The sequence below is a fragment of the Mycobacterium asiaticum genome (genome assembly GCF_001673315.1).
Taxonomy (GTDB): domain Bacteria; phylum Actinomycetota; class Actinomycetes; order Mycobacteriales; family Mycobacteriaceae; genus Mycobacterium; species Mycobacterium asiaticum_B.
Window position 1 is genome coordinate 94,262 of sequence record NZ_LZLQ01000080.1, and the last position, 24,369, is coordinate 118,630.

At 63.3% G+C, this 24,369-nt stretch carries 21 protein-coding genes and 2 pseudogenes; 6 read left to right on the forward strand and 17 right to left on the reverse strand.

Going from position 1 to position 24,369, the window contains the following annotated elements; all coding sequences use genetic code 11:
- Positions 1-10 precede the first annotated feature (10 nt).
- Both serB and ctaD read right to left on the reverse strand, forming a co-directional pair.
- Positions 11-1,246, reverse strand: a complete 1,236-nt coding sequence (serB, locus tag A5636_RS12395) for a phosphoserine phosphatase SerB (protein WP_065158924.1) — start codon at positions 1,244-1,246, stop codon at positions 11-13.
- 12 nt (positions 1,247-1,258) lie between these two features.
- Positions 1,259-3,019 carry an aa3-type cytochrome oxidase subunit I gene (ctaD, locus tag A5636_RS12400; RefSeq protein ID WP_253900576.1) on the reverse strand — a complete coding sequence of 587 codons (1,761 nt, stop codon included), beginning with the start codon at positions 3,017-3,019 and terminating at the stop codon, positions 1,259-1,261.
- 227 nt (positions 3,020-3,246) lie between these two features.
- On the opposite strand from ctaD, the gene A5636_RS12405 reads away from it, so the two are divergent.
- Both A5636_RS12405 and A5636_RS12410 read left to right on the forward strand, forming a co-directional pair.
- Complete coding sequence (locus tag A5636_RS12405) at positions 3,247-4,320, forward strand: iron-siderophore ABC transporter substrate-binding protein (protein WP_065158925.1); 1,074 nt, start codon at positions 3,247-3,249, stop codon at positions 4,318-4,320.
- Positions 4,321-4,411: 91 nt separating this feature from the next.
- Positions 4,412-5,452 carry an NAD(P)-dependent alcohol dehydrogenase gene (locus A5636_RS12410; RefSeq protein ID WP_065158926.1) on the forward strand — a complete coding sequence of 347 codons (1,041 nt, stop codon included), beginning with the start codon at positions 4,412-4,414 and terminating at the stop codon, positions 5,450-5,452.
- Positions 5,453-5,457: 5 nt separating this feature from the next.
- Here the strand turns inward: A5636_RS12410 and A5636_RS12415 are convergent, their stop codons facing one another.
- The 5 genes and pseudogenes from A5636_RS12415 to A5636_RS12430 form a co-directional block, all read right to left on the reverse strand.
- Positions 5,458-5,820: a DUF3349 domain-containing protein gene (locus A5636_RS12415; protein WP_437339824.1), complete on the reverse strand. Its 363-nt coding sequence runs from the start codon at positions 5,818-5,820 to the stop codon at positions 5,458-5,460.
- 86 nt (positions 5,821-5,906) lie between these two features.
- A pseudogene (locus tag A5636_RS27860) lies at positions 5,907-5,993 on the reverse strand (hypothetical protein); the annotation flags it as partial.
- A gap of 113 nt (positions 5,994-6,106) precedes the next feature.
- Complete coding sequence (locus A5636_RS26540) at positions 6,107-6,244, reverse strand: hypothetical protein (protein WP_172827218.1); 138 nt, start codon at positions 6,242-6,244, stop codon at positions 6,107-6,109.
- Between the two features lie 538 nt (positions 6,245-6,782).
- Positions 6,783-7,340 (reverse strand): hypothetical protein, encoded by a 558-nt coding sequence (locus A5636_RS12425; protein WP_065158928.1) that lies wholly within the window; start codon positions 7,338-7,340, stop codon positions 6,783-6,785.
- Positions 7,341-7,495: 155 nt separating this feature from the next.
- Entirely contained in the window at positions 7,496-8,437 is a 942-nt protein-coding gene (locus tag A5636_RS12430; protein WP_065158929.1) for a PASTA domain-containing protein, read from the reverse strand.
- Between the two features lie 1,035 nt (positions 8,438-9,472).
- Here A5636_RS12430 and A5636_RS12440 point away from each other — a divergent pair.
- The 3 genes and pseudogenes from A5636_RS12440 to A5636_RS27730 form a co-directional block, all read left to right on the forward strand.
- The gene (locus tag A5636_RS12440; protein ID WP_065158931.1) at positions 9,473-10,168 is read left to right on the forward strand and encodes a hypothetical protein; all 696 of its coding nucleotides are present in this window, start codon (positions 9,473-9,475) and stop codon (positions 10,166-10,168) included.
- A 319-nt stretch (positions 10,169-10,487) separates the two neighbouring features.
- Entirely contained in the window at positions 10,488-10,871 is a 384-nt protein-coding gene (locus tag A5636_RS12445; protein ID WP_065158932.1) for a DUF732 domain-containing protein, read from the forward strand.
- Positions 10,872-10,918: 47 nt separating this feature from the next.
- A pseudogene (locus tag A5636_RS27730) lies at positions 10,919-11,020 on the forward strand (hypothetical protein); the annotation flags it as partial.
- 65 nt (positions 11,021-11,085) lie between these two features.
- Here A5636_RS27730 and A5636_RS12450 read toward each other — a convergent pair.
- The 7 genes from A5636_RS12450 to A5636_RS12480 all read right to left on the reverse strand — a co-directional run bounded on the left by A5636_RS12450 (position 11,086) and on the right by A5636_RS12480 (position 18,894).
- Complete coding sequence (locus tag A5636_RS12450; RefSeq protein ID WP_081287753.1) at positions 11,086-12,027, reverse strand: IS3 family transposase; 942 nt, start codon at positions 12,025-12,027, stop codon at positions 11,086-11,088.
- A 117-nt stretch (positions 12,028-12,144) separates the two neighbouring features.
- A complete protein-coding gene (gene nrdF / locus A5636_RS12455; protein ID WP_065158933.1) occupies positions 12,145-13,119 on the reverse strand; it encodes a class 1b ribonucleoside-diphosphate reductase subunit beta in 975 nt (324 codons plus the stop codon).
- A 142-nt stretch (positions 13,120-13,261) separates the two neighbouring features.
- Positions 13,262-14,329 carry a YncE family protein gene (locus A5636_RS12460; RefSeq protein ID WP_216638836.1) on the reverse strand — a complete coding sequence of 356 codons (1,068 nt, stop codon included), beginning with the start codon at positions 14,327-14,329 and terminating at the stop codon, positions 13,262-13,264.
- Between the two features lie 117 nt (positions 14,330-14,446).
- Positions 14,447-15,988 (reverse strand): flavin-containing monooxygenase, encoded by a 1,542-nt coding sequence (locus A5636_RS12465; protein ID WP_065158935.1) that lies wholly within the window; start codon positions 15,986-15,988, stop codon positions 14,447-14,449.
- A 154-nt stretch (positions 15,989-16,142) separates the two neighbouring features.
- Positions 16,143-16,889 (reverse strand): TetR/AcrR family transcriptional regulator, encoded by a 747-nt coding sequence (locus A5636_RS12470; protein ID WP_155763777.1) that lies wholly within the window; start codon positions 16,887-16,889, stop codon positions 16,143-16,145.
- 80 nt (positions 16,890-16,969) lie between these two features.
- Positions 16,970-17,941 (reverse strand): AraC family transcriptional regulator, encoded by a 972-nt coding sequence (locus A5636_RS12475; RefSeq protein ID WP_065158937.1) that lies wholly within the window; start codon positions 17,939-17,941, stop codon positions 16,970-16,972.
- Positions 17,938-18,894, reverse strand: a complete 957-nt coding sequence (locus tag A5636_RS12480; RefSeq protein ID WP_065158938.1) for an LLM class F420-dependent oxidoreductase — start codon at positions 18,892-18,894, stop codon at positions 17,938-17,940. Before A5636_RS12480 ends, A5636_RS12475 begins: the two co-directional genes overlap by 4 nt.
- A gap of 99 nt (positions 18,895-18,993) precedes the next feature.
- On the opposite strand from A5636_RS12480, the gene A5636_RS12485 reads away from it, so the two are divergent.
- Positions 18,994-19,827, forward strand: coding sequence for an alpha/beta fold hydrolase (locus A5636_RS12485; RefSeq protein WP_253900577.1), 834 nt, complete (start codon positions 18,994-18,996; stop codon positions 19,825-19,827).
- Here A5636_RS12485 and A5636_RS12490 read toward each other — a convergent pair.
- The 3 genes from A5636_RS12490 to A5636_RS12500 all read right to left on the reverse strand — a co-directional run bounded on the left by A5636_RS12490 (position 19,824) and on the right by A5636_RS12500 (position 24,182).
- Positions 19,824-20,747, reverse strand: coding sequence for an NADP-dependent oxidoreductase (locus A5636_RS12490; protein ID WP_065158969.1), 924 nt, complete (start codon positions 20,745-20,747; stop codon positions 19,824-19,826). The two genes, A5636_RS12485 and A5636_RS12490, sit on opposite strands and share 4 nt — an antisense overlap.
- Before the next feature lie 127 nt (positions 20,748-20,874).
- Positions 20,875-23,742 (reverse strand): RND family transporter, encoded by a 2,868-nt coding sequence (locus tag A5636_RS12495; protein ID WP_065158940.1) that lies wholly within the window; start codon positions 23,740-23,742, stop codon positions 20,875-20,877.
- Positions 23,739-24,182, reverse strand: a complete 444-nt coding sequence (locus A5636_RS12500) for an MmpS family transport accessory protein (protein ID WP_065158941.1) — start codon at positions 24,180-24,182, stop codon at positions 23,739-23,741. Before A5636_RS12500 ends, A5636_RS12495 begins: the two co-directional genes overlap by 4 nt.
- Between the last annotated feature and the right edge of the window lie 187 nt (positions 24,183-24,369).

The following is a 24,369-nucleotide window of genomic DNA, read 5'->3' on the forward strand; positions in this document are numbered from 1 at the left end:
ACTGGTCGCGCTAGTCGGCAGGGATCTCGACGCGGCGCACCATGCCGTCGACGGCGTCGGCAGCTTCGATTTCGCCGCGGGTGACGCCGAGCAGAAACAGCACGGTGTCCAGGTAGGGGTGGCTCAACGACGCATCTGCGACCTCGCGCAGCGCCGGCTTGGCGTTGAACGCGACCCCCATGCCCGCGGCGGTCAGCATGTCGATGTCATTGGCACCGTCACCAACCGCCACCGTCTGCTCCATCGGCACGCCGTACTGCTCGGCAAAGGCCCGCAGCGCGGTGGCCTTACCGGGCCGATCCACGATGGGCCCGGTCACCCGGCCGGTGAGGATGCCGTCGACGATCTCGAGTTCGTTGGCGGCCACGAAATCCAGCTTCAACTCCTCGGCGAGCGGCTCGATGATGCGCCGAAAACCGCCGGACACCACGCCGCAGCGAAAACCCAAGCGCTGCAACGTGCGTAGGGTGGTCCGGGCGCCAGGCATCAGCTCCAGCTGTGCGGCGACTTCGTCGATCACCGAGGCCGGCAGCCCGGCCAGGGTGGCCACCCGCTGCTCCAGTGACTCCGCGAAGTCCAGTTCTCCGCGCATCGCCGCCTCGGTGATAGCCGCGACTTGCCCCTGGGCGCCGGCGCGCGCCGCCAACATCTCGATCACCTCACCCTGCACCAGGGTCGAGTCGACGTCGAACACGATGAGTCGCTTGGTGCGCCAGGCCAGCCCGTAGTCCTCGACGGCCACGTCCACACGCTCGGCGGCGGCCACCCTGGTCAGGGCGGTCTGCAACGGTCGGTATGCGCCTTCGGGCACCGAGACTCGCAGTTCCAGGCCCGTCACCGGGTAGTCGGATACGCCACGGATTACGTCGATGTTGACGCCGAGCGCGGCCGCCTCCCTGGCCAACGCGCCGAACGCCCCGGCCGTAATCGGCCTGCCCAGCACGACGATGGTGTGGGTGGACGGCTTGCTGATGATGGGCACGTCGTCACTGCGCTCGACCGTCACGTCCAAACCCAACGCGTGAATGGCCGCCTCGACGTCATCGCTCAATGCGGTGCCGTCGGCGAGTTCCGCTGTGCAGGAAACCAATACGCCCAAGGTCAGCCGGCGACGGATCACCACCTGCTCGACGTTCAGCAGCTCCACCCCGTGCTTGGACAGGACCTCGAAGAGCGCAGACGTCACACCTGGCTGGTCGACGCCGGTGACAGTAATCAGCACCGACACCTTGGCTGAGGCGGTCACCCCAGGTTGCCGCTACTGCTCACTAGTTGCGCGGTCCGGCTCGGTCCGGGGCCCGAATCCCTTCGGGGACTCACCGCTGGTGGCGTGCCGCCCGATGTGCGCTTCGTCGCGCATCCGCTCCACCATGTGCGGATAGTGCAGCTCGAACGCCGGGCGCTCCGAACGGATTCGGGGTAGCTCGGTGAAGTTGTGCCGCGGCGGCGGGCAACTGGTGGCCCATTCCAGCGAGTTGCCGTAACCCCACGGGTCGTCAACCATCACGACTTCGCCGTAACGCCAGCTCTTGAACACGTTCCACACGAACGGGAACATGGACGCGCCCAGGATGAACGCCCCGATGGTCGAGACGATGTTCAGACCCTGAAAGCCGTCGCTGGGCAGATAGTCGGCGTAGCGACGAGGCATCCCCTCGTCACCAAGCCAGTGCTGCACCAGGAAGGTGGTGTGGAAACCGATGAACGTCAACCAGAAGTGGAACTTGCCCAGCCGTTCATCGAGCAGGCGGCCGGTCATCTTCGGGAACCAGAAGTAGATCCCGGCGTAGGTGGCGAAGACGATCGTGCCGAACAGCACGTAGTGGAAGTGCGCGACGACGAAGTAGCTGTCGGTGACGTGGAAGTCCAGCGGCGGGCTGGCCAGCAGCACACCGGTCAGGCCACCCAACAGGAAGGTAAGCAGGAAGCCGACGGAGAAAAGCATCGGCGTCTCGAACGTCAACTGCCCCTTCCACATCGTGCCGATCCAGTTGAAGAACTTGATCCCGGTGGGCACCGCGATCAGATACGTCATGAAGGAGAAGAACGGCAGCAGCACCGCCCCGGTGGCGAACATGTGGTGTGCCCACACCGCCACCGACAGCGCCGCGATCGCCAGCGTCGCGTAGACGAGCGTGGTGTAGCCGAAGATCGGCTTGCGGGAGAACACCGGGAATATCTCCGTGACGATGCCGAAGAACGGCAGCGCGATGATGTACACCTCGGGGTGCCCGAAGAACCAGAACAGGTGCTGCCACAGCAGAACTCCGCCGTTGCCCGGGTCGTAGATGTGCGCGCCCAGGTGCCGGTCTGCGGCCAGGCCGAAGAGGGCGGCCGTCAGGAGCGGGAAGGCGATCAGCACCAGGATTGAAGTCACCAGGATGTTCCAGGTGAAGATCGGCATCCGGAACATCGTCATGCCCGGCGCGCGCATGCACACCACGGTGGTGATCATGTTCACCGCACCCAGGATGGTGCCCAGACCGGCCACGGCCAGACCCATGATCCACAGGTCGCCGCCGGCGCCCGGCGAGTGGATGGCGTCCGTCAATGGGGTGTAGGCGGTCCAGCCGAAGTCGGCGGCCCCCCCGGGGGTGATGAAGCCGGCCATACCGATAGTGGCGCCGAACAGGAACAGCCAGAACGAGAACGCGTTCAACCGCGGGAACGCCACGTCGGGCGCGCCGATCTGCAGGGGCAACACCAGGTTGGCGAAGCCGAACACGATCGGAGTTGCATAGAACAACAGCATGATCGTGCCGTGCATGGTGAACAGCTGGTTGTACTGCTCATTCGACAAGAACTGCAGGCCGGGCGCGGCGAGCTCGCTGCGCATCAGCAACGCCAGCAGGCCGCCGATGAAGAAGAAGACGAAGCAGGTGACGCAGTACATGATGCCGATCAGCTTGTGATCGGTGGTGGTGATCAGCTTGTAGACGAGGTTCCCTCGGGGACCCATCCGAGCCGGGAACGGACGGACTGCCTCGAGTTCTCCCAAGGGGGGCGCTTCGGCTGTCAACAGCTCCTCCAAACATCCATCCGGACATGCCAGTACTAATTCGAATCTTAGCCCGCCGTCAGGTTGGCGGAAGGCCTGGTCCTACAAACTGTCGTATTTGGGTCGGGCCGGTTCGTTTCCCGGCGTCGGCGACGCGAACACCACCCAGGATTTTCGCCGAAAATCCGGTCGTCAGGTTGCCTTCGCGTGGCCGTGTCGCCGGCTGTCGTGGTGTTAACGTCGACCGTGTGCGAACCGGGGGCCTGATACTCAGTGTGGCCGTCTTTCTGGCTCTGACGTGCAGCGGTTGCGGTTCGGACAAGCCGGTTCAGTCCTCGCTGGTCACGCCGACCACCCAGATCGCGGGTGCCGGGGTGCTGGGCAACGACCGCAAACCCGACGAGTCGTGCGCGCGTGACGCGGCCGCGCCCGATCCTGGTCCCGCGACGCGACCGGCGCGCAACGCCGCGGGCGTCAGCCCGGACGTCACCCAGGTACCGTCCGATCCGCAACGCATCGTGGTGCTCGCCGGCGACCAACTCGACGCGCTCTGCGCGCTCGGCCTGCAGTCGCGAGTGATCGGCGCAGCTGTGGCGGACGGATCGCCGAACCAGCCGTCCTATCTCGGCAGGACGATCCACGACGTCCCGGCGGTCGGTTCCCGAACGTCCCCGGATCTCAAGGCCATCGCCGCGGCGCGACCGGATTTGATTCTGGGCTCGGTGGCTTTCACGCCTGCCTTGTACCCGCAACTGGCAGCGATCGCCCCGACGGTGTTCACCAGCGCCCCCGGCGCGGCCTGGCAGGACAATCTGCGCGGCGTGGGTGGGGCGACGGCTCGCGGCGCCGCCACGGATGCTCTGCTCGACGGGTTCAGCCGCCGCGCCACCGACGTCGGCGCCAAGCATGACGCGGCCCACTTCCAGGTGTCTGTCGTTCAACTGACCACCAGCAGCGTGCGCGTCTACGGCGCCAACAACTTTCCAGGCAGCGTGCTGGCCGCGGTCGGCGTGGACCGGCCGGCGTCGCAGCGGTTCACCGACAAGCCCTACGTCGAACTCGGCGCCACGGATGCCGACCTGAGCAAAAGCCCCGACTTCTCCGCCGCCGACGCCGACATCATCTATGTGTCCTGCGCTTCCCCGGCCGCGGCCGAACGCGCAGCCACCGTCCTGGACAGCGGGCCCTGGCGCAAACTCGGCGCCAACCGGGACAACCGGATCTTCGTCGTCAACGACGAGATCTGGCAGACCGGACAGGGATTAATCGCGGCGCGCGGCATGTTGACCGACGTGGGCTGGATCAGCGCGCCGATCAATTGAGTGACCGCGCCCACCCCGCCGCAGCTGGCCGGTAACCCATTACCTTAGCTAAGCTTTCTCGGAGTACACGCGATCGAATAGGGATACGTAAATGAGCACTGTCAACGCTTACGCCGCGACGTCGGCCACCGAACCGCTGACCAAAACCACGATCGAACGCCGGGACCCCGGTCCGCACGACGTGGCCATCGACATCAAGTTCGCCGGAATCTGCCACTCCGACATCCACACCGTCAAAGCCGAGTGGGGCGTGCCCACGTACCCCGTGGTTCCGGGCCACGAGATCGCCGGTGTGGTGACCGCGGTCGGTTCGGAGGTCACCAAGCACCAGGTCGGCGACCACGTGGGCGTCGGTTGCATGGTGAACTCCTGTGGGCGGTGCAGCAGCTGTCAGGCCGGGCTCGAGCAGTACTGCAAGAACGGTGCGACCTTCACCTACAACTCCATCGACAAGGACGGCACGCCGACGCAGGGCGGCTACAGCCAGGCGGTCGTCGTCGACGAGAACTTCGTGGTGCGGATTCCCGAGTCGTTGCCATTGGACGCTGCGGCGCCGCTGCTATGCGCCGGGGTCACGTTGTTCTCGCCGCTACGCCACTGGAAGGCCGGGCAGGACACCCGATTGGCGATCGTCGGGCTGGGCGGACTGGGCCACATGGGCGTCAAGCTGGGTGCGGCGATGGGCTGCGAGGTCAGTGTGCTGTCGCAGTCCCTGAAGAAGATGGAAGACGGATTGCGTTTGGGCGCAAGCAATTACTACGCGACCTCCGATCCCGACACCTTCAAGAAGTTGCGCGGCAGCTTCGACCTGATCCTCAACACCGTCTCGGCCAACCTCAATCTGGGCCAGTACCTGAACCTGCTCGACGTGGACGGCACGATGGTCGAACTGGGCATCCCCGAGCACCCGATGGAGGTGCCGGCGTTCGGCCTCGCGCTGGCGCGGCGCAGCCTGTCCGGGTCGAACATCGGGGGCATCGTCGAGACCCAGGAGATGCTGGACTTCTGCGCAGAGCACAACGTGACGCCGGAGATCGAGGTCATCGAAGCCGACTACGTCAACGAGGCCTACGAGCGTGTGCTGGCCAGCGACGTGCGCTACCGGTTCGTCATCGACATCTCAACGTTGTGAGTGCTTTAACTCTGTGAGGTAGGCGCCTCGACCTCGATACCGGCCAACGGCCACCCAGCCGCGGCGAGGACGCCCGCCACCCGCGCAATGTTCTCCGGCCCGGCGTCGTAGTGGGTTACCTCGGAGATGAATTCGGCGATCTCGTCGCGGTCGATCACGCCGTCGACCGTGGCGGGAGACCCCTCGGCGGTGATGTCGCGGACCACCTGCCTGATCTGTTCATCGGTCAGCGGGGTGTTGCGCAGCAGCGCGAGTAGCGGCATGCGGTCCGGGCCCGGCACGCCGTCGGGATAACCGGCCCGCAGCCAACGCAGCACCGAGGCACAGAACGAGGACACCGAGACGCTCTTGGCGGCGGACGCAGTCACCCCCACAGTCTCTTGCGTCCGGCTGCGGCGCGCCAGCCACGGCACTGCGCAACGGCGATATTTCACGCGCCGTTCATGTGCCGCTTTTAGAAGTCCCAATCCTCGTCCTCGGTGACCGCGGCCTTGCCGATCACGTAGCTAGACTCCGAGCCGTAGAAGAAATCGTGGTTCTCGGCAGGCACCTGGTCAGAGCGGCGAACGGCTTTCACCTGCAAGAACACCTACCTGCTGACACCTGCCGATACCTGTAACTACCGGCAAAATGTGGGCAAAATGTGGGCACGACTCATGAAATGCCCGGGGTTGCCATCGCCCAGGATTCGCGCCGGGTGCCGACTGCCCACTCGCCCCGAGCGTCAGTGAAGGTGAACTCGATCAGGTTTGCGCGGGGCGTCTCGCCTTTGTTCCCGACAAGGGTTAACACATTAGTCACCTCGTCGCTCCGAAGCACTTGCGCAACTTCGGGTTTGACCAAGCCGCTACCCACCTGCGACACCAATACGTCTTCATTGTCGCGGGGGTGGTCCGCGATCCGCGGATCGAACACCGGTCCGTCGCTGAAGTTCCGTATCCGGACACCCCGGCTACTTGCCGGCGGCTCTCATCCAGCCATGTCGTCAGTGCGTCAGGGGGCACCTCGTCGACAATGATCAGCCGGGCCTGTCTCATCTCGTGCCCCGCCGCTCGGCTTCCCTGGTCGCGGCCATTGCTCGGCGCTCGTCCTGCCCGGCCTTCCACTTCCGAGCCGCGACCCAGAGCGCTCCAAACGCTGTGATCGAACCGACTCCGCCTAGCCACGCCGGAACGGTCCCAAGATCCCAGCGTCAGCCATGGGCATGCAGGTCTATAGCTTGAGCTACAGCTAGCAGGCTGAGAGAAAGGCTGGTGACGGCGAAGACTCTCGCCAGCCAGGCAGCGTGTCCCTTCCACCACCGGATCACGCCAACAGCGTAGAGAGAGGATCAGGGCCGCATAACGTCAAGCATGCCTTCGCTCGGTCTTGGTTGCGTGCGCCACGGTTGGGCATAGTCCTTGCGAACCACCCTCGCGTAGTTTGCCTTCATGCCCGCAAGAAGCATCGGGCGTAGTTCACCGGCATCCGGTGCCACTGCTAAGGCACAGAGGAGGACTTCGACCGAAGCGTCATAGTCGTAGTGGCCGTGCACCGCTTGACGCAATGGGTAGGAACACCGGATCAATGGCGGCCAGTCCTCCGACATCGGGTCCCCTTTTGGACTTCTAACCGGGCGTGCCTGCAGTGCTAGGTCTTCCGGCATGCCTGCGTAATGAGGGAGTTCGATCCTCTCAACTTCGGTGTCTCCCGCCAACCAGCGCAGCTCTGAACGTGACGTGAGCACACCGATAACGTCGACCTCGGCGAAGACGTCGTCACTTTCTTCGCCGCCCGTCCAAGCGATAACTGCTTCCCCCAACAGATCTGAGTCCTTTTCACTCGCGCTGAGTGAACCGACCGCCGTGACGTTGACGCGAGAAAATGCCGGGGTCTCATCGAGGCGCAACGGTTTCTCCTTCGAGCTGAGTCCGTGGAAAGGTGGAGCGTATCGGAACGGCGCAGATGGTAACAGGCAAGAGGGACACAACCCCGGGGTTGGTGAGCAGGCGCGCCTTAACCTCCCCTCGTCGGCCTACTCTCCCCAACCGTAAGGGGCGATGCTCAGGGCTTCGTGACGTAGACGACGACGCTGTTGTGACGACCGAGTGTGCAGCCAGGGTTTGGGTCGGTGCTGACGACTGTCCAATTCGATGCCACCCAGACCGATTTGTACTTCGGGTTAGCGGATGACAGCTCCACGCTGGTCAGCCCCAAGGCCTCAAGCCCAGCTTCAACGCCTCCGGCATTTTGACCAACGAAATCAGGCATCGTGATGTTGGCAGGCGTTTCGTCAATCGATATCGGCACAGGACACGGCTTCGATCTAGCCTGTTCGGCGGGCGAGGGGATCCGGTGAATTGGATCGACCAAAAGAATCACCAGCCCGACGACGAGCCCAACACCCAGAATGACAGCAGGCCAGTTGAGAGCTGATCTGTTGACGGTCGATCGCACAGAAAGAGCCGTTTCAGACGCGGTGCCAGTGGATTCCAGCTCCCCGAGTGCCGACGACGGAGCAGACTTGCGGCAGTTTGCGGCAGTATCGGGTGACTTGTGGTTCACCGTGCACGTGCCGTGCCGATAGACTACCGACCGGCCATGCTGGGCTTCGTAGACAACGCCGGATGCGATCACCTCGGCCATCCGCTGGTCTTCCTGCGCTACCTGCTGAGCCCGTTTGTCGCGGGCAATCAAGAACCATGCAAGCAGTCCCGCTATGTAAACGACCTCGAAACACCAGCCAACTACGAATCGCGCCGTCGATGGATCTTCTGCGCCGGACTCAACAGCGATATAGGTGCCCAGCAGGTACGGCCACGCAGCTACGAAGAAAATGACGGCAGCGCCGAGCAGCCAAGCCAGGAGCCCGCCGCCTCCTCCCCCGCGCGAACCGCCGCCTTTCCAAGATGTGCCAGCTGAAAGTGGGCCGACACCAACCCCGATCCCCCGTGTCGAAATTCCACCTCTGATGCCGAAAGCGCCGCCACCGATTCCGAGCCGCATCCAGTGACGGTACTGCGGCGCCGGTCACCCTAAGAGGGGATTGTCCAAGAACGTTTAAGGCCAACCGAAACAGAGTGACACAGCTTGTCGTGACGTTGGCCTCCCCTTGACAAGGGCACTGTAGCGACGGGACTAATCGACCGGGGCCAATTATGGGCAGCGTTTGAGCGTCGTCATATCAATGAAGTTGTCTGGCGTCGTCTCAACTACGTAGCCGACCTCATGCGCCTCAAGCAGTTCGACGAGGTCGGCGGCGGGCGCTTCGGCCAGCAAGATGGCGAGCCGTGAACCTCCGACACACCGTCCATAGTCGAGTACTTGACCGAGCGCCCGATACACATATCGCATGTTCGGTTGACCGCCTCCGACCCCGCGATGGATCACCACCACCGGTTGTCGGTGCGTATTCCTAAGATGTCATTTGTGCAGCTCACGACACTTATGTACCCGTCTTGGCAGCGATCCTCGGACCCTGTGGGAGTAGCGGAAGCCCACGACTTTATCTCCCCTGGCAGGCACGACGAGATCCCCATAGAGGGGGTGGGCGTCGTGCACGTCACTACCGAGGTGCCTGACGACGATCCTGGTTACGCCTACACCGATGTCTTCGTGCAGACCTACCGGGACGGCCACCTCAACAGTCCCGTGCGACTTGTTGGCTCGGTATGTGAGCGCCCTTTCACGCTGTCGATGCATACCCATTGGAGCGAGGTCGAACGTCTGTGCAGATGTGTGCGCGGCGACCGCGATGCGCTTGGCCTTCAAGACATCAACTGGGAAATAGAAGCCGAACCTCTACGACCGGAGGGAACTGCAGCCCCCGAGGACGGTGATGCGCCAGATGTTCACAGCCTCTTGTCCAGAGCGTTACGCAGAGATTCCCACCGGAATGAAATACCGACTCGCGCTTGAGGTTTGGGCCCCGTATTTTTGCGACGTTCCAGATCGCCGGCGCTCAGGTCTAGCAACGTGCCGAGCGACCAACTCAACATTGGACTCTGGTCAAGGGCCACGAGTACAAGGCAGCATCATTGCATGCCAACAGATGACAGAATCGCTAGCTGCGCCGCGTACTACCGAACGCGGCTAGACAGCCGTCCGGGGACGCCGGAATCGCTCCAACAGGCGACACGCAGCGGACTGCAGCAGATCATCGAGAGGGCTGGGGCGAAGCGACGCTCCGATCCGTTGCTAGCCCGCCTCGATGAGGCCTTCGCCGAGGCCGGAATCGTCACATTCCCTCGCCTCACAGACCCCCACAACAGGCCCGACGAGCGCATCTACATCTTCGACCGCGACCACCAGATTGAAGGCTTGACCCAGGCACGTCAGTCATTCCGCGATCAAGCGGCACTTCGAGACTTCATCCTTGCCAACCGACACCAGTTCGAGGCACTACGCGGGCTATCCGAAATCACGCCGGAGGCCAAGCTGCCCAGCGGTCGGCGGTTGGACTTGCTGGCCAAGAGACCCCGCCGCAATCAATTGGTCGGCATCGAACTGAAGCTGGATGAGGCGGACGATCGGGCGGTAGGTCAATCCCAGCACTATATCGACGACCTGGCGAAGGAAGCCGAAAGGCAAGGCATGGAGCCACATTTCGCGCTGATCGCGGGCGGGCAACCGAACAAGTCGGTGCGTGCTCGAATTGAAAGCTATGCCAAGGCCAGAGGCGTAGGCGCGACCTTCCTTCTCCACCGTGTTGAAATGAGCCTTCGCCTGCATCCTTGACACTCCGGCGCGCTGGCACTTCTTGGCGGGCGATGGCTAGCTCGACGGCCTCGTTGATCATGTCGCGTAGCGCTGGGCGAGCCGATCAGTGGCGTCACTCATCGCTGCCGCCCTGGCTCGTCGGTCCGCTGGAATGTGTTCTGGTCCAGCCATTCCGCGACATCCGACCAGCCGTACCGGACTCGGCTTCCACGCTTGATGAACTTCGGGCCGATTCCCCGGTAACGGTCCTAGGCGAGCGAAGCGGTTGAGGTGTAGAACCATCGTCACATGATGGTCCACCTTTTGTGGCACCACCTTCCGGACTACGATCTCTAGCATGGATGGCGGGATCATCCGGCTCATACATCGTCCAAAGGCCTTGTTTGTCGCAGCGTGTTTCGTCGCGTGCCTGGCGTGGACCGCGCCACTGGCACATGCCGATCCCGATCTGGCCGCTTACGTCGAGATGCTCGATATCGGTGGGGTTCCGTATGACACCCCCGCCGGAGCCGTGCTGATGGGCCAAGGTGTCTGCACCGCGCTGGCAGACGACAGAGGAATCGACGCGGTTGAACATGGGCTAATGGTCGGCGGCAGAAGCGCGGGCGAGGCTGACTGGACCAAGGATCAAGCCGACTGGCTCATCACGGCAGCGGTAGCGGACCTGTGTCCTCAGGAGCGGGCGGTGCTGAAGGCCTACGGTCCACCATTCTTTAAGTAGTTGCGCGGAGTTAGACGCTCGATGTCTAAGAAGCTGTCGAAGTTGACTACTACAACGTCGAACGCCGTCACAGCTACCTCGGTAACATCAGCCCCACAGAGTTTGAAACGCTCTGGACATTTACCTACTCGATCCCTCAACTCGCATGATCGTGGCTCGAAACGGCGGGAACAGATCAATCCGGTTTTAGAGCCAGGTTGTCGTAGTTCTGGATTCAGTTGATCTCGCAGGCCATGGCGTAGTGGTCATGGGCGCAGGCCGCAGCGTACTCGGCCGGTGTGCGGTAGCCCAGGGCCGAATGCCGGTGCCGTGTGTTGTGTTCGTCCTTGAAGTCGCCGATCACCACCCGCGCCTCGAGCAGGGTGTTCCAGTGGTTGCGGTTGAGGCACTCCTTCCGTAGCCGGTTGTTGAACGATTCGATGTATCCGTTGTTCCATGGGGTGCCGGGCGGGATGTAGGACATTCCGACCTTGTTCTCGCAGAACCGTTGTAGCGCTTGAGAAACCAACTCAGGACCGTTGTCCATCCGCAACACCCGCGGCGCGCCGCCGGCAGCGGCGAACACCTTCTTGAGTTCGTCGACGAGCCGCTCGGCGGTGATCGAGCGCTCCACCAGATGCAGCAGCGACTCCCGGGTGTGTTCGTCGAGCATCGACGCGATCTTGACGGCCTTGCCGTCAGTGGTGGAGTCGAACTGGAAGTCGATCGCCCACACCACCTTCGGTGCATCGGCGATCACCTCCGGGAGCACCGAGGACGTTCCGGTCCGCTTACGCGGGCTGTGGATCCGCCGCTGCAGTCCCTCTGCGCACCACAGCCGGTGCACCTTCTTCACGTTGATCACACGGCCCTCGTCGTGCCGCAACGCCGCCCACGCACGCCGAAACCCGTGGCACGGGTGTTTGACGGCGTAGGCGCGTAGCCAGGCCCGTAGATCGGCGTCAGGATCCGCCGGCGTCGTCGCCACCGGCGGCCGGCGGTAGGTGGAACGAACAAGCCCAACCGCTTTGCAGGCCAACCGTTCCGACATGCTCAACGTGTCCTTGAGCATGTCCACGGCGCGGCGCTTGGCAGCCGGGCTCAGAATTTTCCACCGAACGCGGTAGCGCTTGCCTTGCTTGGTCTCGTAGGCCGTGCCCAGCCGCCATGCCCACACCGTTGAAGTAAGGTGGCCAAATTTTGGCAATAGCGGTGCGCCGCTATCAGCGGAGGATAGAGGGTACCTTAGCTGACCTGACGCCTCGCCTGGCTTAGCAACGCCCTGAGCTGTGTCCTAGAAGTCCCAATCCTCGTCCTCGGTGACCACGGCCTTGCCGATCACGTAGCTCGACCCCGACCCTGAGAAGAAATCGTGGTTCTCGTCGGCGTTGGGTGACAGTGCCGACAGAATCGCCGGGTTCACGTCGGTCTCGTCGCGCGGGAACAGCGCCTCATAGCCGAGGTTCATCAACGCCTTGTTGGCGTTGTAACGCAGGAACTTCTTGACGTCCTCGGTCAACCCAACCTCGTCGTAGAGATCCTGGGTGTACTCGACCTCGTTGTCGTACAGCTCGAACAGCAGCTCGTAGGTGTAGTCCTTGAGTTCGGCGCGCTTGGCCTCGTCGACAAGCGCCAGACCGCGCTGGTACTTGTAGCCGATGTAGTAGCCGTGCACCGCCTCGTCGCGGATGATCAACCGGATCATGTCGGCGGTGTTGGTCAGCTTGGCCCGGCTCGACCAGTACATCGGCAGGTAGAAGCCGGAGTAGAACAGGAAGCTTTCCAGCAGCGTGGAAGCCACCTTGCGCTTGAGCGGTTCGTCGCCCCGGTAGTACTGCAGCACGATCTCGGCTTTGCGCTGCAGGTTGGGATTCTCCTCCGACCAGCGGAACGCGTCGTCGATCTCGCCGGTAGAGCACAGCGTGGAGAAGATCTGGCTGTAGCTCTTGGCGTGCACCGACTCCATGAACGCGATGTTGGTGTACACCGCCTCCTCATGCGGGGTCAGCGCGTCGGGAATGAGGCTCACCGCGCCTACGGTGCCCTGGATGGTGTCCAGCATCGTCAGACCGGTGAATACCCGCATCGTCAGTTGCTTCTCACTGGCCGTCAACGTGCCCCAGGAGGGGATGTCGTTGGACACCGGCACCTTCTCGGGCAGCCAGAAATTTCCGGTCAGCCGGTCCCACACCTCGGCGTCTTTTTCGTCCTGCAGGCGGTTCCAGTTGATCGCTGAGACGCGGTCGATCAGTTTTGCACTTCCAGTCACTAGAAACCCCACTTCACCAGGACGATTGGGCTGCCTTGCCTCGGACCCAAACACTACCCCTGGGGTCCGACAAGCGTGCGCAACACAAGAAGTTGTGTCTGCGTGTCGCCATGGAGCTACACGGACCGAATTCTCCTGCAGGTCATGGGGCCGCGTCGATGACCTGGATGACGCCGGCTGACACACCAGCCACATACAGTCGGCCGGTGTCGCTGTCCACCCCCAGGGTGTAGGGGTTTTGCACCGTCGGGAAGCGCTGCACCTGGCTTGGTGTGTCCCCGCCCATGTAATAGCCGACGACTTCGTTGGTCCCGGACGAGGCAACCCAAAGCCGGTCGCGCGCCCAGTCGTAGGCAATCCCATACGGTCCGCCTGACTGCCGAATGCTCGCGACCTCGTGCGGCACGGGCAAGGGCGTGAAAACCCGAACAGCGTCCCCGCGGGTGTCGGCGGCAATCATTCGCCCATGCCGGTCAGCGACCAGATGCGTCGGACCATCTCCGGCCGGCGTCGCACCCACGATGGTCATACGGTCCGCGTCGTACACGGTCAGGTCGTTCTTTCGCACATCCAGGACACCGATCGAGGTGCCGACCGCGGCGGTACCGGCCGGCTGGACGCTGTCGGTGAAGACTTTCACGATCTGCTCGCCGCGCAGGACGGTCACGGTGCCGCCAAGTTCATTGGCCACGAAGACGGTGCCATTGGACGCTGCGGCGGCATCGTGCGGCTCCGTGCCGGTGCGGATCGGCGCATGGGCTGGTCCCTGCGGCAGATCGACGCGGACCAGGCAATCGGCCGACTCGACCGGGACCAGCAGCGGACCGCCCGGGGCGGCGAGCTGGAGATGACGAACCCTGCCCGGCAACGGAAGTCGGCCGGTGATTGTGCCGGAATCCGCATCGACCAGCACCAATGCGTTGGGATCGTGGGTGGCTACCGCGACGGTCCGCGTCTTGGCATCGACGGCCAAGCCTTCCGGGGTGTTACCGACAGCGATCGTGCGTCCGACGGCGGCCGCACTCAGCGGTGGACCCTTCTGCGGTTCGGCTGCCGTCGGCAACCGATTTGCCGGCGGGCGGTTACCTTCCGTGGCTACGCCCCGCGGCAACATCCCGGTGGTCGTCGATCCAGCAGGCATCAGCGCGGCGTCATTGTGACCGCATGCCGCAGCCAACAGCACCAGCGCTACCAACGGCTTCCGAATCACCCACGGTAGGTACCCGCGGACGATTCGCCTCAGTCCGATCCCGCGGCGCATTGTCAAGCTTCGCTGACACGCGCAGCGAATCCGTTTAGCGCAGTTGGCGATCGGCCATAAACGCGGTCACGCGACTTGCTTGCGCGCCTTGTCGCCCACTCCCAGGAACTGGTATTCCTCCGGCTTCACCGCACGGGTCGCCCGCCAGTACTCCCAGGTGTACCCACCCCAAAGGACGGTGTTGTTGCCGTGCTCGTCGAGGTACCAGCTGCTGCAGCCGCCGCTGTTCCACACCGAACCGGCGAGTCTCTCCTGCATCGCGTCGTTGAACCGATCCTGGGCTTCCCGCGTTGGCGCCAGGGCCTGGGCGCCCTTCTTATCGCACTTGGCGATGGCGTCGGCCACGTAGCGGATCTGGGATTCGATCATGAACACCACCGAGTTGTGCCCCAGGCCGGTGTTGGGACCCAGCAGGAAGAACAGGTTCGGTACGTCGGCGACGGTCACGCCCCGGTGCGCGCCGATACCTTCGCGATTCCATCGGTCGACCAGGTCCTCGCCCTGCTGACCCTTGATGTCGACATAGGTATAGGAGTCGGTGACGTGGAAGCCGGTCGCGTACACGATGACGTCGGCTTGCCGCTCGCGGCCGTCCTCGGTGACGATTCCGTCCTTGGTGATGCGGGTGATGCCCTCGGTGATCACCTCGGCGTTCGGGCTGGCGAGCGCCGCATAGTAGGTAGAGGAATTCAGGATGCGCTTGCAGCCGATCCGGTAATTCGGGATCAGCTTGCGGCGCAACTCGCGGTCCCTGATCGACCGCCAGATGTTCCACTTGCAGTACGCCTCAATGAATCTGAGCGCGTTCGGGCGCTTGGTCATGCCGAACGCCAATGCCTCCTGCGCCCAGTAGATGCCCATCCGGACCAACGCGCGCAGACCAGGGACGTTCTCCATCGCCGACCGCACCGGCCGCGGGATCTCCGGATTGGACCGGGGCACCACCCACGGCGGGGTGCGTTGGTAGAGCTGAAGCTCGGCGACATCCCCGACAATCTCGGGCACGATCTGGATCGCGCTGGCGCCGGTCCCGATGATCGCCACCCGCTTGCCGGTCAGGTCGACGCTGTGGTCCCACTGCGCGGAATGGAAGGCGGGTCCGGCGAATTCTTCGCGGCCTTCGATGTTCGGGAACGACGGAATGTGCAACGCGCCGGCGCCCGAGACCAGGAACTGCGCGACGTATTCGCGTCCGTCGGCGGTGAACACATGCCAGCGGTACTCGTCGTCATCCCAGTAAGCGCGCTCGACCAGAGAGTCGAACTCGATGTAGCGACGCAGCCCGTACTTGTCGGTGACCCCTTCGAGGTAATCCCAGATTTCCGGCTGGAAGGAGAACGGGTTCTTCCAGTCCGGCTTGGGCTCGAAGGAGTAGGAGTACAGGTGAGACGGGATATCACAGGCGCACCCAGGATAGGTGTTGTCCCGCCAGGTGCCGCCGATATCGGTGGCCTTTTCCAGGATGATGAAGTCAACGCCCTGCTTCTGCAGCGCGATCGCCATGCCCAAACCGGAGAACCCGGTCCCGATGATGACGACACGGCTGTGCTTCGGCGGCGCCTGCGGTTTTTCGGCCGGGTCGGTGGCCGGTGAGACGACATCAGTCATGGTGAGTCTTTCCTGTTGTGCCCGATATAGGTCGGCGCGCGCCGACTGCAATGCAGATACCCAGTACCCGAGGTGCAAATACCCAGTACCGGTGGTATCAGATAAGCCGAGTGTCGCCGATCAATTCGGCGATGTCAACGTCGCTTGGCTCAGGTCAGGACAGCGTCGCCGGCATGGCGTCGTGGATGGGCTTGTCCGGATCCAGCACGATGCCGAGCGTTTCGGCGGTGCCGACGATCACACCCATCATGATGGTCGTGAGCTGATTGACGAACTGCTCCCGTGTCATGGCACGCGAACTGTCCGGCTCTGGGCCGAGCCACCACTCAGTGGCCGAGGCCGCGCAGCCGAAGGCCGAGAATGCGGCCAGCTCGAACGCGGCGGCATTGAGCTCCATGTCGCGGAGTTCATTGTTGAACATGTCGGCCATAGTCAGCGTGATCGCCCGGCCTTCGTTGAGCGTCCGCACTGTCGCCTTGGACTGAGCGTTGGAACTGGCGCCCTGGATGAACACCCGCACCACGTTGGGATGCTCGTCGAGCAGGCTGACGAACTCCTCGACCGCACGCCGGATGACCTGCCGAGCCGAGTCGGTGGCCAGGTTGATCGACGGGAAGATCGCCGCCCACAGCATGTCCCGTAGCCGTTCCCCGATGGCCAGGAACAAATCGGACTTGTCGGCGAAATGCCGGTAGATCTTGGGCTTGGCAGTGCCGGCCTCTTCGGCGATCTCCCGCACACTCAATTCCGGCCCCAAACGGTCGATGGCACGGAAAGCCGCGTCGACGATCTCACTGCGCACCTTCTTGCGGTGTTCGCGCCACCGCTCGCTGCGCGCGTCGACTTTGCCCCCAGGCTTCGGACTGGGGTGGGGCAAAGACGGCCGAGGCATTCTCACCACGTGTTGCACCTTACCGCTTAGGAGCCGCTGACCTGGGCAGACCGCGTACCCGCGACGACATGTCGCCAGCACTCACGGCATCACGGCGATAAACGCAGCACTTCGCTCGGGGAGCGGCCGAACTCGCGCCGGTAGTCGGCGGCAAACCGGCCGAGATTGCCGAAGCCCCACCGGTACGCGACGGCCGCAACGGTTGTCCCGTCCTCAATCGAGGATTGCCGCAGCTCCGCGTGTGCTTGGGCGAGACGAATCGACTTCAGATACGCCATTGGTGTGGTGTCTAAGTGCCTACGAAAAGCTTCCTGGAGGGCACGCGTGCTCAGCCGGGCAGCGGCCGCCACATCCCGGATCCGCACATCCTCGGCCACGGAGTCCTCGAGGTAGGCGATGGCACGACGGACGGCCGGCGGCCTGACCTCGCCACTCGATCCCGCCGGTGGAAATGCCCCTGGGTATGCCTCGACGATGCTGGCCACAAGCGTCCGACGCATCTGTTCGCGCAGTAACGCACCGGATGTCAGGAGTCCGTTCGGCCCGGCATTGCGGAGCAGGAAATGCATGACCTTCGCCACCGCGACGCTCCCCGGCTTCGACGGACGCCAGCTCAACGGAAATCGGACAGCACCTGATCCTCCCGCCCCGGTGAACTCGGCAACCGCGGTCTCGAAATCGCTGCGCGCAATCCGCACATGAAAAAGGTTGCAGTTCTCTTCCCAGCGCAGCCGGTACGCCGTGTGCGCGTCCAGGACGACGTGTTCGCCTGGCAACAGCAGCCGGTCCCCACTGTCAGCACGGACGGCCAGCCGCCCGGCGATCTGCTGGGACACCAAGACGAAGTCGTCAAACGTCGACGAATCCAGCGAGGTGATGGCGGGACCAAACGACAACGAGTAGACACCGAGCCCAGGTGCGCCGCCCTCGGCATGGCGGGCGCGGAAGGTCGACGGGCCGCCGCGGACGGTGAGGCGGTGGGGGCAGTAGACCGCCGCAATCCGGCTTCGAGCTTCGTGTGGATCGGAGGTGTCGGTCCGGATGCGAAGACCCTCGATCATGAGGCCACGACCCTCTCACGAATCTCGACGGCCGTCTCCAGCATCTGGCTGGTGCTGCGGAACCAGTCCTGCAGATTGAGGTCCACGATGAGCTCGTCAGCACCGGCGTCCGCGGCGGTTGCCACATCTTCTATGACTTGATCCAGGGTGCCGACGAACGCCGCCCGACCAGGGCCCGCCGGACGGTCGGTGAAAGTCACGTTTCCGACGACGATCATCTGCATGCGGCTTGCGTCCCGGCCATATTCCGCAGCCAGTTGCCGGATTCGGTCCCAGCCGGCGCGCAGTTCCGCGGCTCCGGCCGGCCCCGGTGCCGTCAGGAGCGGGAGCCAGCCGTCGGCACGCTTGGCGATACGCTGCACGGCCCTGGGGGTGGTGTTGCGGCCCAGATTGTTGCCGCCTCCGGCCAACAGGACTGGGATCTTCGAAACCGGCTTGGGCAACACCGAGGCGTTGTCGATTACGACGCGAGGCCCCCGGAAAGTCACCGGGTCCGCTGCCCAGACGGCGTCGAAGACGTCCAGCGTCTCGTCCAGGAATCGACCGCGGTCCGCCCGGGAGGCGCCGGTGGCCTGCAGTTCATCGGTGGCCCAGCCGGTCCCCATGCCTGCGATGACGCGACCGCCGCTGATCCGATCCAACGTGGCCAGGGTCTTCGCGAGTTGTACTGGCGTGTGGAGGGCAGCGACCAGAACGGATGTACCCAGCCGTACCTTTTCAGTTACCACCGCCGCCGCGGTCAGGACGGTCAGGGGGTCGGCGGCCTGTCGTGAATGTTCCGGCCACGGCGCGCTCGACCCGGCATAGGGTTCCAGGGGCGACTCTGGGAAGAGCAGGCGTTCGTATGTCCACAGACTGGCGTATCCCGCCGCTTCGGCCGTCCTGGCTACTTCTGCCACGTCGTGTTGTAGGTCGACTCCCAATCTCTGGGGCACCCGCAGTCCGAGTCTCATTCCAGACCTTCCATCTAGTCGTGAAGTTCGGCCGAGATAACAACGCCCCCGTGTCGCGAATGCCGTTGCAACGGCGATGCGTCCGTTTCTGTGGCATAGATGGCTCATCGCAAGAACTCGACCGCACGCCGCCGCGGCGTTGCACCCGTCATGGGAACCGTGATCTCGCCTGACGGCACTGCGATCGGCTATGAATCCGTCGGCACCGGTCCGCCCATGCTGCTCGTGCACGGCAGTACCGGCACCCGCGCTCGTTGGTCTGCGGTGATGCCGGCGCTCGCGCAGCGCTACACCGTTTACGCGATGGACCGTCGCGGTCGGGGGCTGAGCACAACCGAGGCGAAGCCCTACAGCCTGGCCAGGGAAGCTGAAGACGTCGCGGCAGTCGCCGAAGCGGCGGGCGGAAATGTCTACGTTCTCGGGCATTCCTACGGGGCGTTGGCGGTCCTGGAAGCCAGCCTGATCGCACACGCCTTCCGCCGGATGATGCTTTACGAGCCGCCGATACCGACACCGGGCCTCGACATCGCCTCTGCCGATAGCATTGCACGGATCACCACGATGTCCGACCCGCGGCAAGTCCTTGAAGTGTTCTACCGCGAAACACTGCAGCTACCCCATTCGGACGTGAAAGACCTTGCCAGTCACGAGTTTTCGTATGTCGCCGACTCGATCCGACACACCGCGGGCCGCGAACTCGCACAAGCCAGCGTTTACCGCGTCACCGAACGGCACGCCAAGATCTGTGTCCCGGTCCGGATGTTGCTCGGCAGTGAGAGCCCCGCGTATTTGCGGGCGGCCACCGCAGCGCTTGCCGACTGCATCCCGGGGGCCACGATCGTAACTCTAGGAGGCCAGGGACATCAGGCGATCGATTACGACCCAGAGCAGTTCGTACGCGCGGTACTGGATTTCGACCCTGACCGCGGCTAATCGGCGTTGGCGAAGGTGACGACCGTCTTGCCGCGGTTGCGACGCGCCGGGTCGAACGCCGAGGGCGCTTCGGCCAGTGCGCAGGTCGCTCCGATGGTCGGGCGCAGGCGGCCGTCGCGCAGCCTGCGTTCCACCGCGGCGAGACCCGCCCGATCGGGTTCGACGACGAAGAACAGCGCTCGTCCGTGCTCCGGTTGAACCTGCGGCGGTTCGGCAACGGTGATTAGCGCACCGCCGGGCCGCACCAATCCCGCTGAGCGCCGGAGGATTTCACCGCCGATCACATCGAATACCACATCGACGGCGCCGGCATCCTCGAGGTGATCTTGGTCGAGATCGAGGAAACTGTCAGCCCCGAGACCCAGCACGGAGTCCCTGTGTTCACTGCGGCCGCTGCCGATCACGCGTGCTCCGGCGTCGCGAGCGAGTTGCACGGCAAACGACCCGACGGCGCCTGCCGCGCCATGAATCAGCACGGTTTGGCCGGCGATCACGTGTGCGTGGTCGAACAGTGCCTGCCAGGCGGTGAGTCCCGGCATCGCTGACGCGGCGGCGATGGTGTGGTCAACCTGCGCCGACAATGGTGCGAGATTGCGGGCCTCCACCGCTACGTATTCCGCGAGCGAACCGTCGCGAGCCCAGTCGGTGAGACCGAAAACCCGTTGACCGATGGTCAGTCCTGTTGTCCCATAACCCAGCTCGGCGATGACTCCCGAGACTTCGTGGCCCGGGATACTTGGGATCCGGTCGCGCCCCGCCCGATCGGTCCATGTGGCCGGCCAGTCGAGTTCACCCGGAGTGAAGCTGGCGGCATGGACCCGAACAATGACGTCGTTTTCCGCGGCGTGCGGGTAGGACATCTCGACCAGAGAGAGGCCACGGAAACCGGCATCGCGGTCACGTACGGTAATCGCTTGCATCACGACCGTCACCCCTAGTCAGACTCCTCGTCCGGATACCGTCACTCAAGCCTGCACCGGTGCAGTGCGATTCACCAATGGCTCTTTGGCCGTCCTGTCCACGGATTGCGACACATTGCTCCCGGCGTTAATGCACGCCCGCATACTCGGCCGCCGCCACGTGTCGTCGGGTGTTCACGCGCGCTGGTCGGGCTCGGATCAGCCGGGGCCACCAAAAGAACGGTCCAAGCAGGCGGGCGATGGCGGGTGTGATGAACGATCGGACGATGAGGGTGTCGAGCAGCAGGCCGATGCCGATCGTGGATCCCCTCTCGCCCACCGAGATCAATTTGCCGGAGACCATTGCCATCATCGTGACGGCAAAGACCAGACCCGCGGTGGTGACCACTTTCCCGGAATTGGCGACCGCTCTGATCAGACCGGTGTTCAGACCCGCCTTGCTTTCCTCGAGGTAACGCGCGATGAGCAGCAGGTTGTAGTCCGAGCCGACCGCCACCAGGATGATGAAGGTCAACGGCAGCCCCAGCCAGCTCATTGGTATGCCGAGCATGTGCTGCCAGATCAGGACCGACAGGCCGAACGCTCCCGAATACGAGAACGCCACGGTTCCGATGATGACCAACGCCGCGATCACGCTCCTGGTGATGAGCAGCATCACCAGGAAGATCAACGCGAATGCGGCTGTGGCCGCGATCATCAGGTCCGTTTTGGCTGCATCCTGGATGTCCCAGTAGGTCGTTGCGGCGCCGCCCAGATACACGCGCGCACCGCCGAGCGTGGTGCCCTTCAACGCCTCCTCGGCAGCGGGCAGGTAGACCTGGTCGTGGTGGATGCCCTGAGCTGTCAGTGCTTCCCCGTCGTGGTAGATCATGTATCGAGCAGCTTTGCCGTCCGGGGACATGAAGAATTTCAGGTCGATCTGAAATGACGGGTTCTCGAACGCATCTGGCGGTAGGTAGAAGAACTCGTCATTCTTCGAACTGTCGAACGCGTTGCCCAGGTCCATCATTTGACGGCTCAGTGCATCCAATTCAGCCAACTGAGGCTCTATCGTGCTGTGCTCGGCCAGGACGATTCGGCGGAGTTCGGCGAGCTGGTCGGCGTTGCGGCCGAGGAGTTCCACGAGTTGCGGCGTCACCGCTTCCTGGATCAGGGCAGCTTTCAGATTCTGATCCAGTTGCTCATCGAGCTGGTCGACCTTGTCGGTCGCGTCGAACAGCGAACGCAGCGACCAGCAGACCGGAATGTCGAAACAATGTTTCTCCCAGTAGAAATAGCTCCGGATCGGGCGCCAGACATCGTCGAAGTCGGCGATGTTGTCCCGCAACGCATCCGTGACATCTTTCATGCCCCGGGCGGCTTCGGCGGCGATGTGTGCCGCGCCGGCCTGTTGCGATGCCAGGTCCTGCTGATGACGCGTCAGGGCCATCATCCGGTCCGTGATATTGGCCATGCCCGTCAGCCGGGTGTTGAGGTCGGTGAGGAACGGCAGGAGTTCCTTGATTTTCGATCCCATCGTGCCCATCGTGTAGGTGAACGACGAATGCTCGAGCGGAGTCCCCAGGGGCCGGGTGACGCTCTGAACCAATCCCACCCCTGGAGTGTGAAATACCGTGCGCGCCACCCGATCCAGTGCAATCATGTCAGTGCTGTTACGCATGTCGTGATCGGATTCGATCATGAGCATATCGCCGTTCAACCTGCTGACCGGGAAGTGCCTGTCGCTTGCGGCATAGCCTTGCTTGGACGGGCTGTCATCAGAGATGTAGATCCGGTCGTCGTAATTGGGACGGTAGGTGGGAAGCGTCAGCGATCCCACGAGCACGACTACGCAACTCGCCAACAGGACTCGGCCCGGCCACCGGACGGACATTGTGCCGACCTTGCGCCAAATTCCCGGGCCGGCTACATGTTTCGGTTCGAACACGCCCATCCGGCTGCCCAATGCCAACACCGCTGGCCCGAAGGTCAGAGCAGCCGCGACGGCGGTGAGCATGGCCACCGCACAGGGAATCCCGCAGGTATTGAAGTAATTGAGTCGGGTGAACTTGAGACAGAACGTGGCGCCGGCGACCGCAAGACCCGATCCGAGAACGACGTGGGATACGCCGTTCACAGCGGAATAGTAGGCGGTTTCCCGGCTTTCACCCGCGTTCCGTGCCTCGTGGTAGCGGCCGACCAGAAAGATGGCGTAGTCGGTACCCGCTCCCAGGATCAGAGACACCAGAAGATTGGACGCGAACTCGGAAATCTCAATGACGTTGTGGAAGACGAGGAAAGAGACGATGCCCCGCCCGCAGTTCAATTCCAACATCACCATGAACAGGACGAGCAATGCGGTTTTGATCGAGCGATAAACGGCCAACAGCATCAACGTAATGAGGACGATGGTGACGAACATGATGGTGATCAGGCTCTCGTTACCGGCTTGGAGCATGTCCGCCGACAGCGGAGCGGAACCCGAAACGTAGACCCTCAGCCCTGGCGGGGCGTTGTCCTGCGAGACCAAGTCGCGGACCGCCCTGATCGATTCATCCGATAGTGCCGAGCCAAGATTGCCTGCCGTCCGGACCAGCGTGTACGACGCCTTTCCGTCATTGCTCTGCACGCCGGCAGCGGTCGTTCCTTGGCCCCACAGGTTCATGACATATTGAACATGCTTGTCGCGCTGCAGCTTTGCCACCAATTCGTCGTAAAAACGGTGGTCTGCTTCACCCAGTTTGTGTTCGCCCTCCAAGACGACCATTACCAAGCTGTTGCTGTTCGACTCCTTGAACACTTCCCCGATGTGGATGAGTGCCTGTGCTGATGGCGCGTCGACCGGAACGAGCGGACCTCGGCCTGCCTCGGTAACGGGTTCCAGCTGCGGAACGACCACGTTGACGACAACCATGAGCGCGATCCACCCCAGGACCACAGGCACGGCGAACTTACGGATGGTGCGCGCAACAAACGATCTGTGCTGCTCGCTGGTGGTGACGCTGTTGTGTTTCACGCAGACAGCACCTGACACCAGACGCCGGCATGCTCACCCGTCGCCGTGTGTTCGGAACGCACCTGGCCGTCTACCGCGATTCGGCAGCCGATGCTTCCTCCCGCCACCTGCGCGGTGACGTCGGCCGTAGCCGTCGTCAGCACCGTTACTTCCGTGTGAGTCCAGGGCAACGACGCGAGGTCAATCGCCACAGGGTGAGAATTCACGTCCCAGTAGCTCACCCGCCCCCACCCGGCCAGATCGCCGAAGATGTCGTATTCGATGCGCTTGGGATTGAACTGAGCTATGGCGAATTTGTTGCCCGGACTCCGAGTTCGGTCTTGTGCGCCGAATATCCCGTGTGCGGAGTGGATGGTGGATCCCGCCAGGACCGCGACGGCGACGACTAGCGTGGGCAACCAGACCCTGTTGACCAGTCGCCGACGTATGGAAACATTCATTGGTGTTGTCGCCCTTTGTGCTAGAGGCATGCGGCAGCCTGATGCCAATGACCTCTGCTGAGATGAATGAATAGGTCTTCGGTGCTCGAGGCAGCGACGTCGCGGATTAACGCAACGCGCTGCGCGACGCGACTAATGCGTCAATCTGAGTCAATGCAGCCGAGGGCTAGTCACGGGAATTGATCCT

Bases quoted from the DNA above. Each gene is read 5' to 3' on its own strand.
- A5636_RS12410 (WP_065158926.1), top strand. From the start codon at position 4,412: ATGAGCACTGTCAACGCTTACGCCGCGACGTCGGCCACCGAACCGCTG.
- A5636_RS12430 (WP_065158929.1), bottom strand. From the start codon at position 8,437: ATGCGGCTCGGAATCGGTGGCGGCGCTTTCGGCATCAGAGGTGGAATT.
- A5636_RS12440 (WP_065158931.1), top strand. From the start codon at position 9,473: ATGCCAACAGATGACAGAATCGCTAGCTGCGCCGCGTACTACCGAACG.
- A5636_RS12445 (WP_065158932.1), top strand. From the start codon at position 10,488: ATGGATGGCGGGATCATCCGGCTCATACATCGTCCAAAGGCCTTGTTT.
- A5636_RS12465 (WP_065158935.1), bottom strand. From the start codon at position 15,988: ATGACTGATGTCGTCTCACCGGCCACCGACCCGGCCGAAAAACCGCAG.
- A5636_RS12475 (WP_065158937.1), bottom strand. From the start codon at position 17,941: ATGATCGAGGGTCTTCGCATCCGGACCGACACCTCCGATCCACACGAA.
- A5636_RS12480 (WP_065158938.1), bottom strand. From the start codon at position 18,894: ATGAGACTCGGACTGCGGGTGCCCCAGAGATTGGGAGTCGACCTACAA.
- A5636_RS12485 (WP_253900577.1), top strand. From the start codon at position 18,994: ATGGCTCATCGCAAGAACTCGACCGCACGCCGCCGCGGCGTTGCACCC.
- A5636_RS12490 (WP_065158969.1), bottom strand. From the start codon at position 20,747: ATGCAAGCGATTACCGTACGTGACCGCGATGCCGGTTTCCGTGGCCTC.
- A5636_RS12500 (WP_065158941.1), bottom strand. From the start codon at position 24,182: ATGAATGTTTCCATACGTCGGCGACTGGTCAACAGGGTCTGGTTGCCC.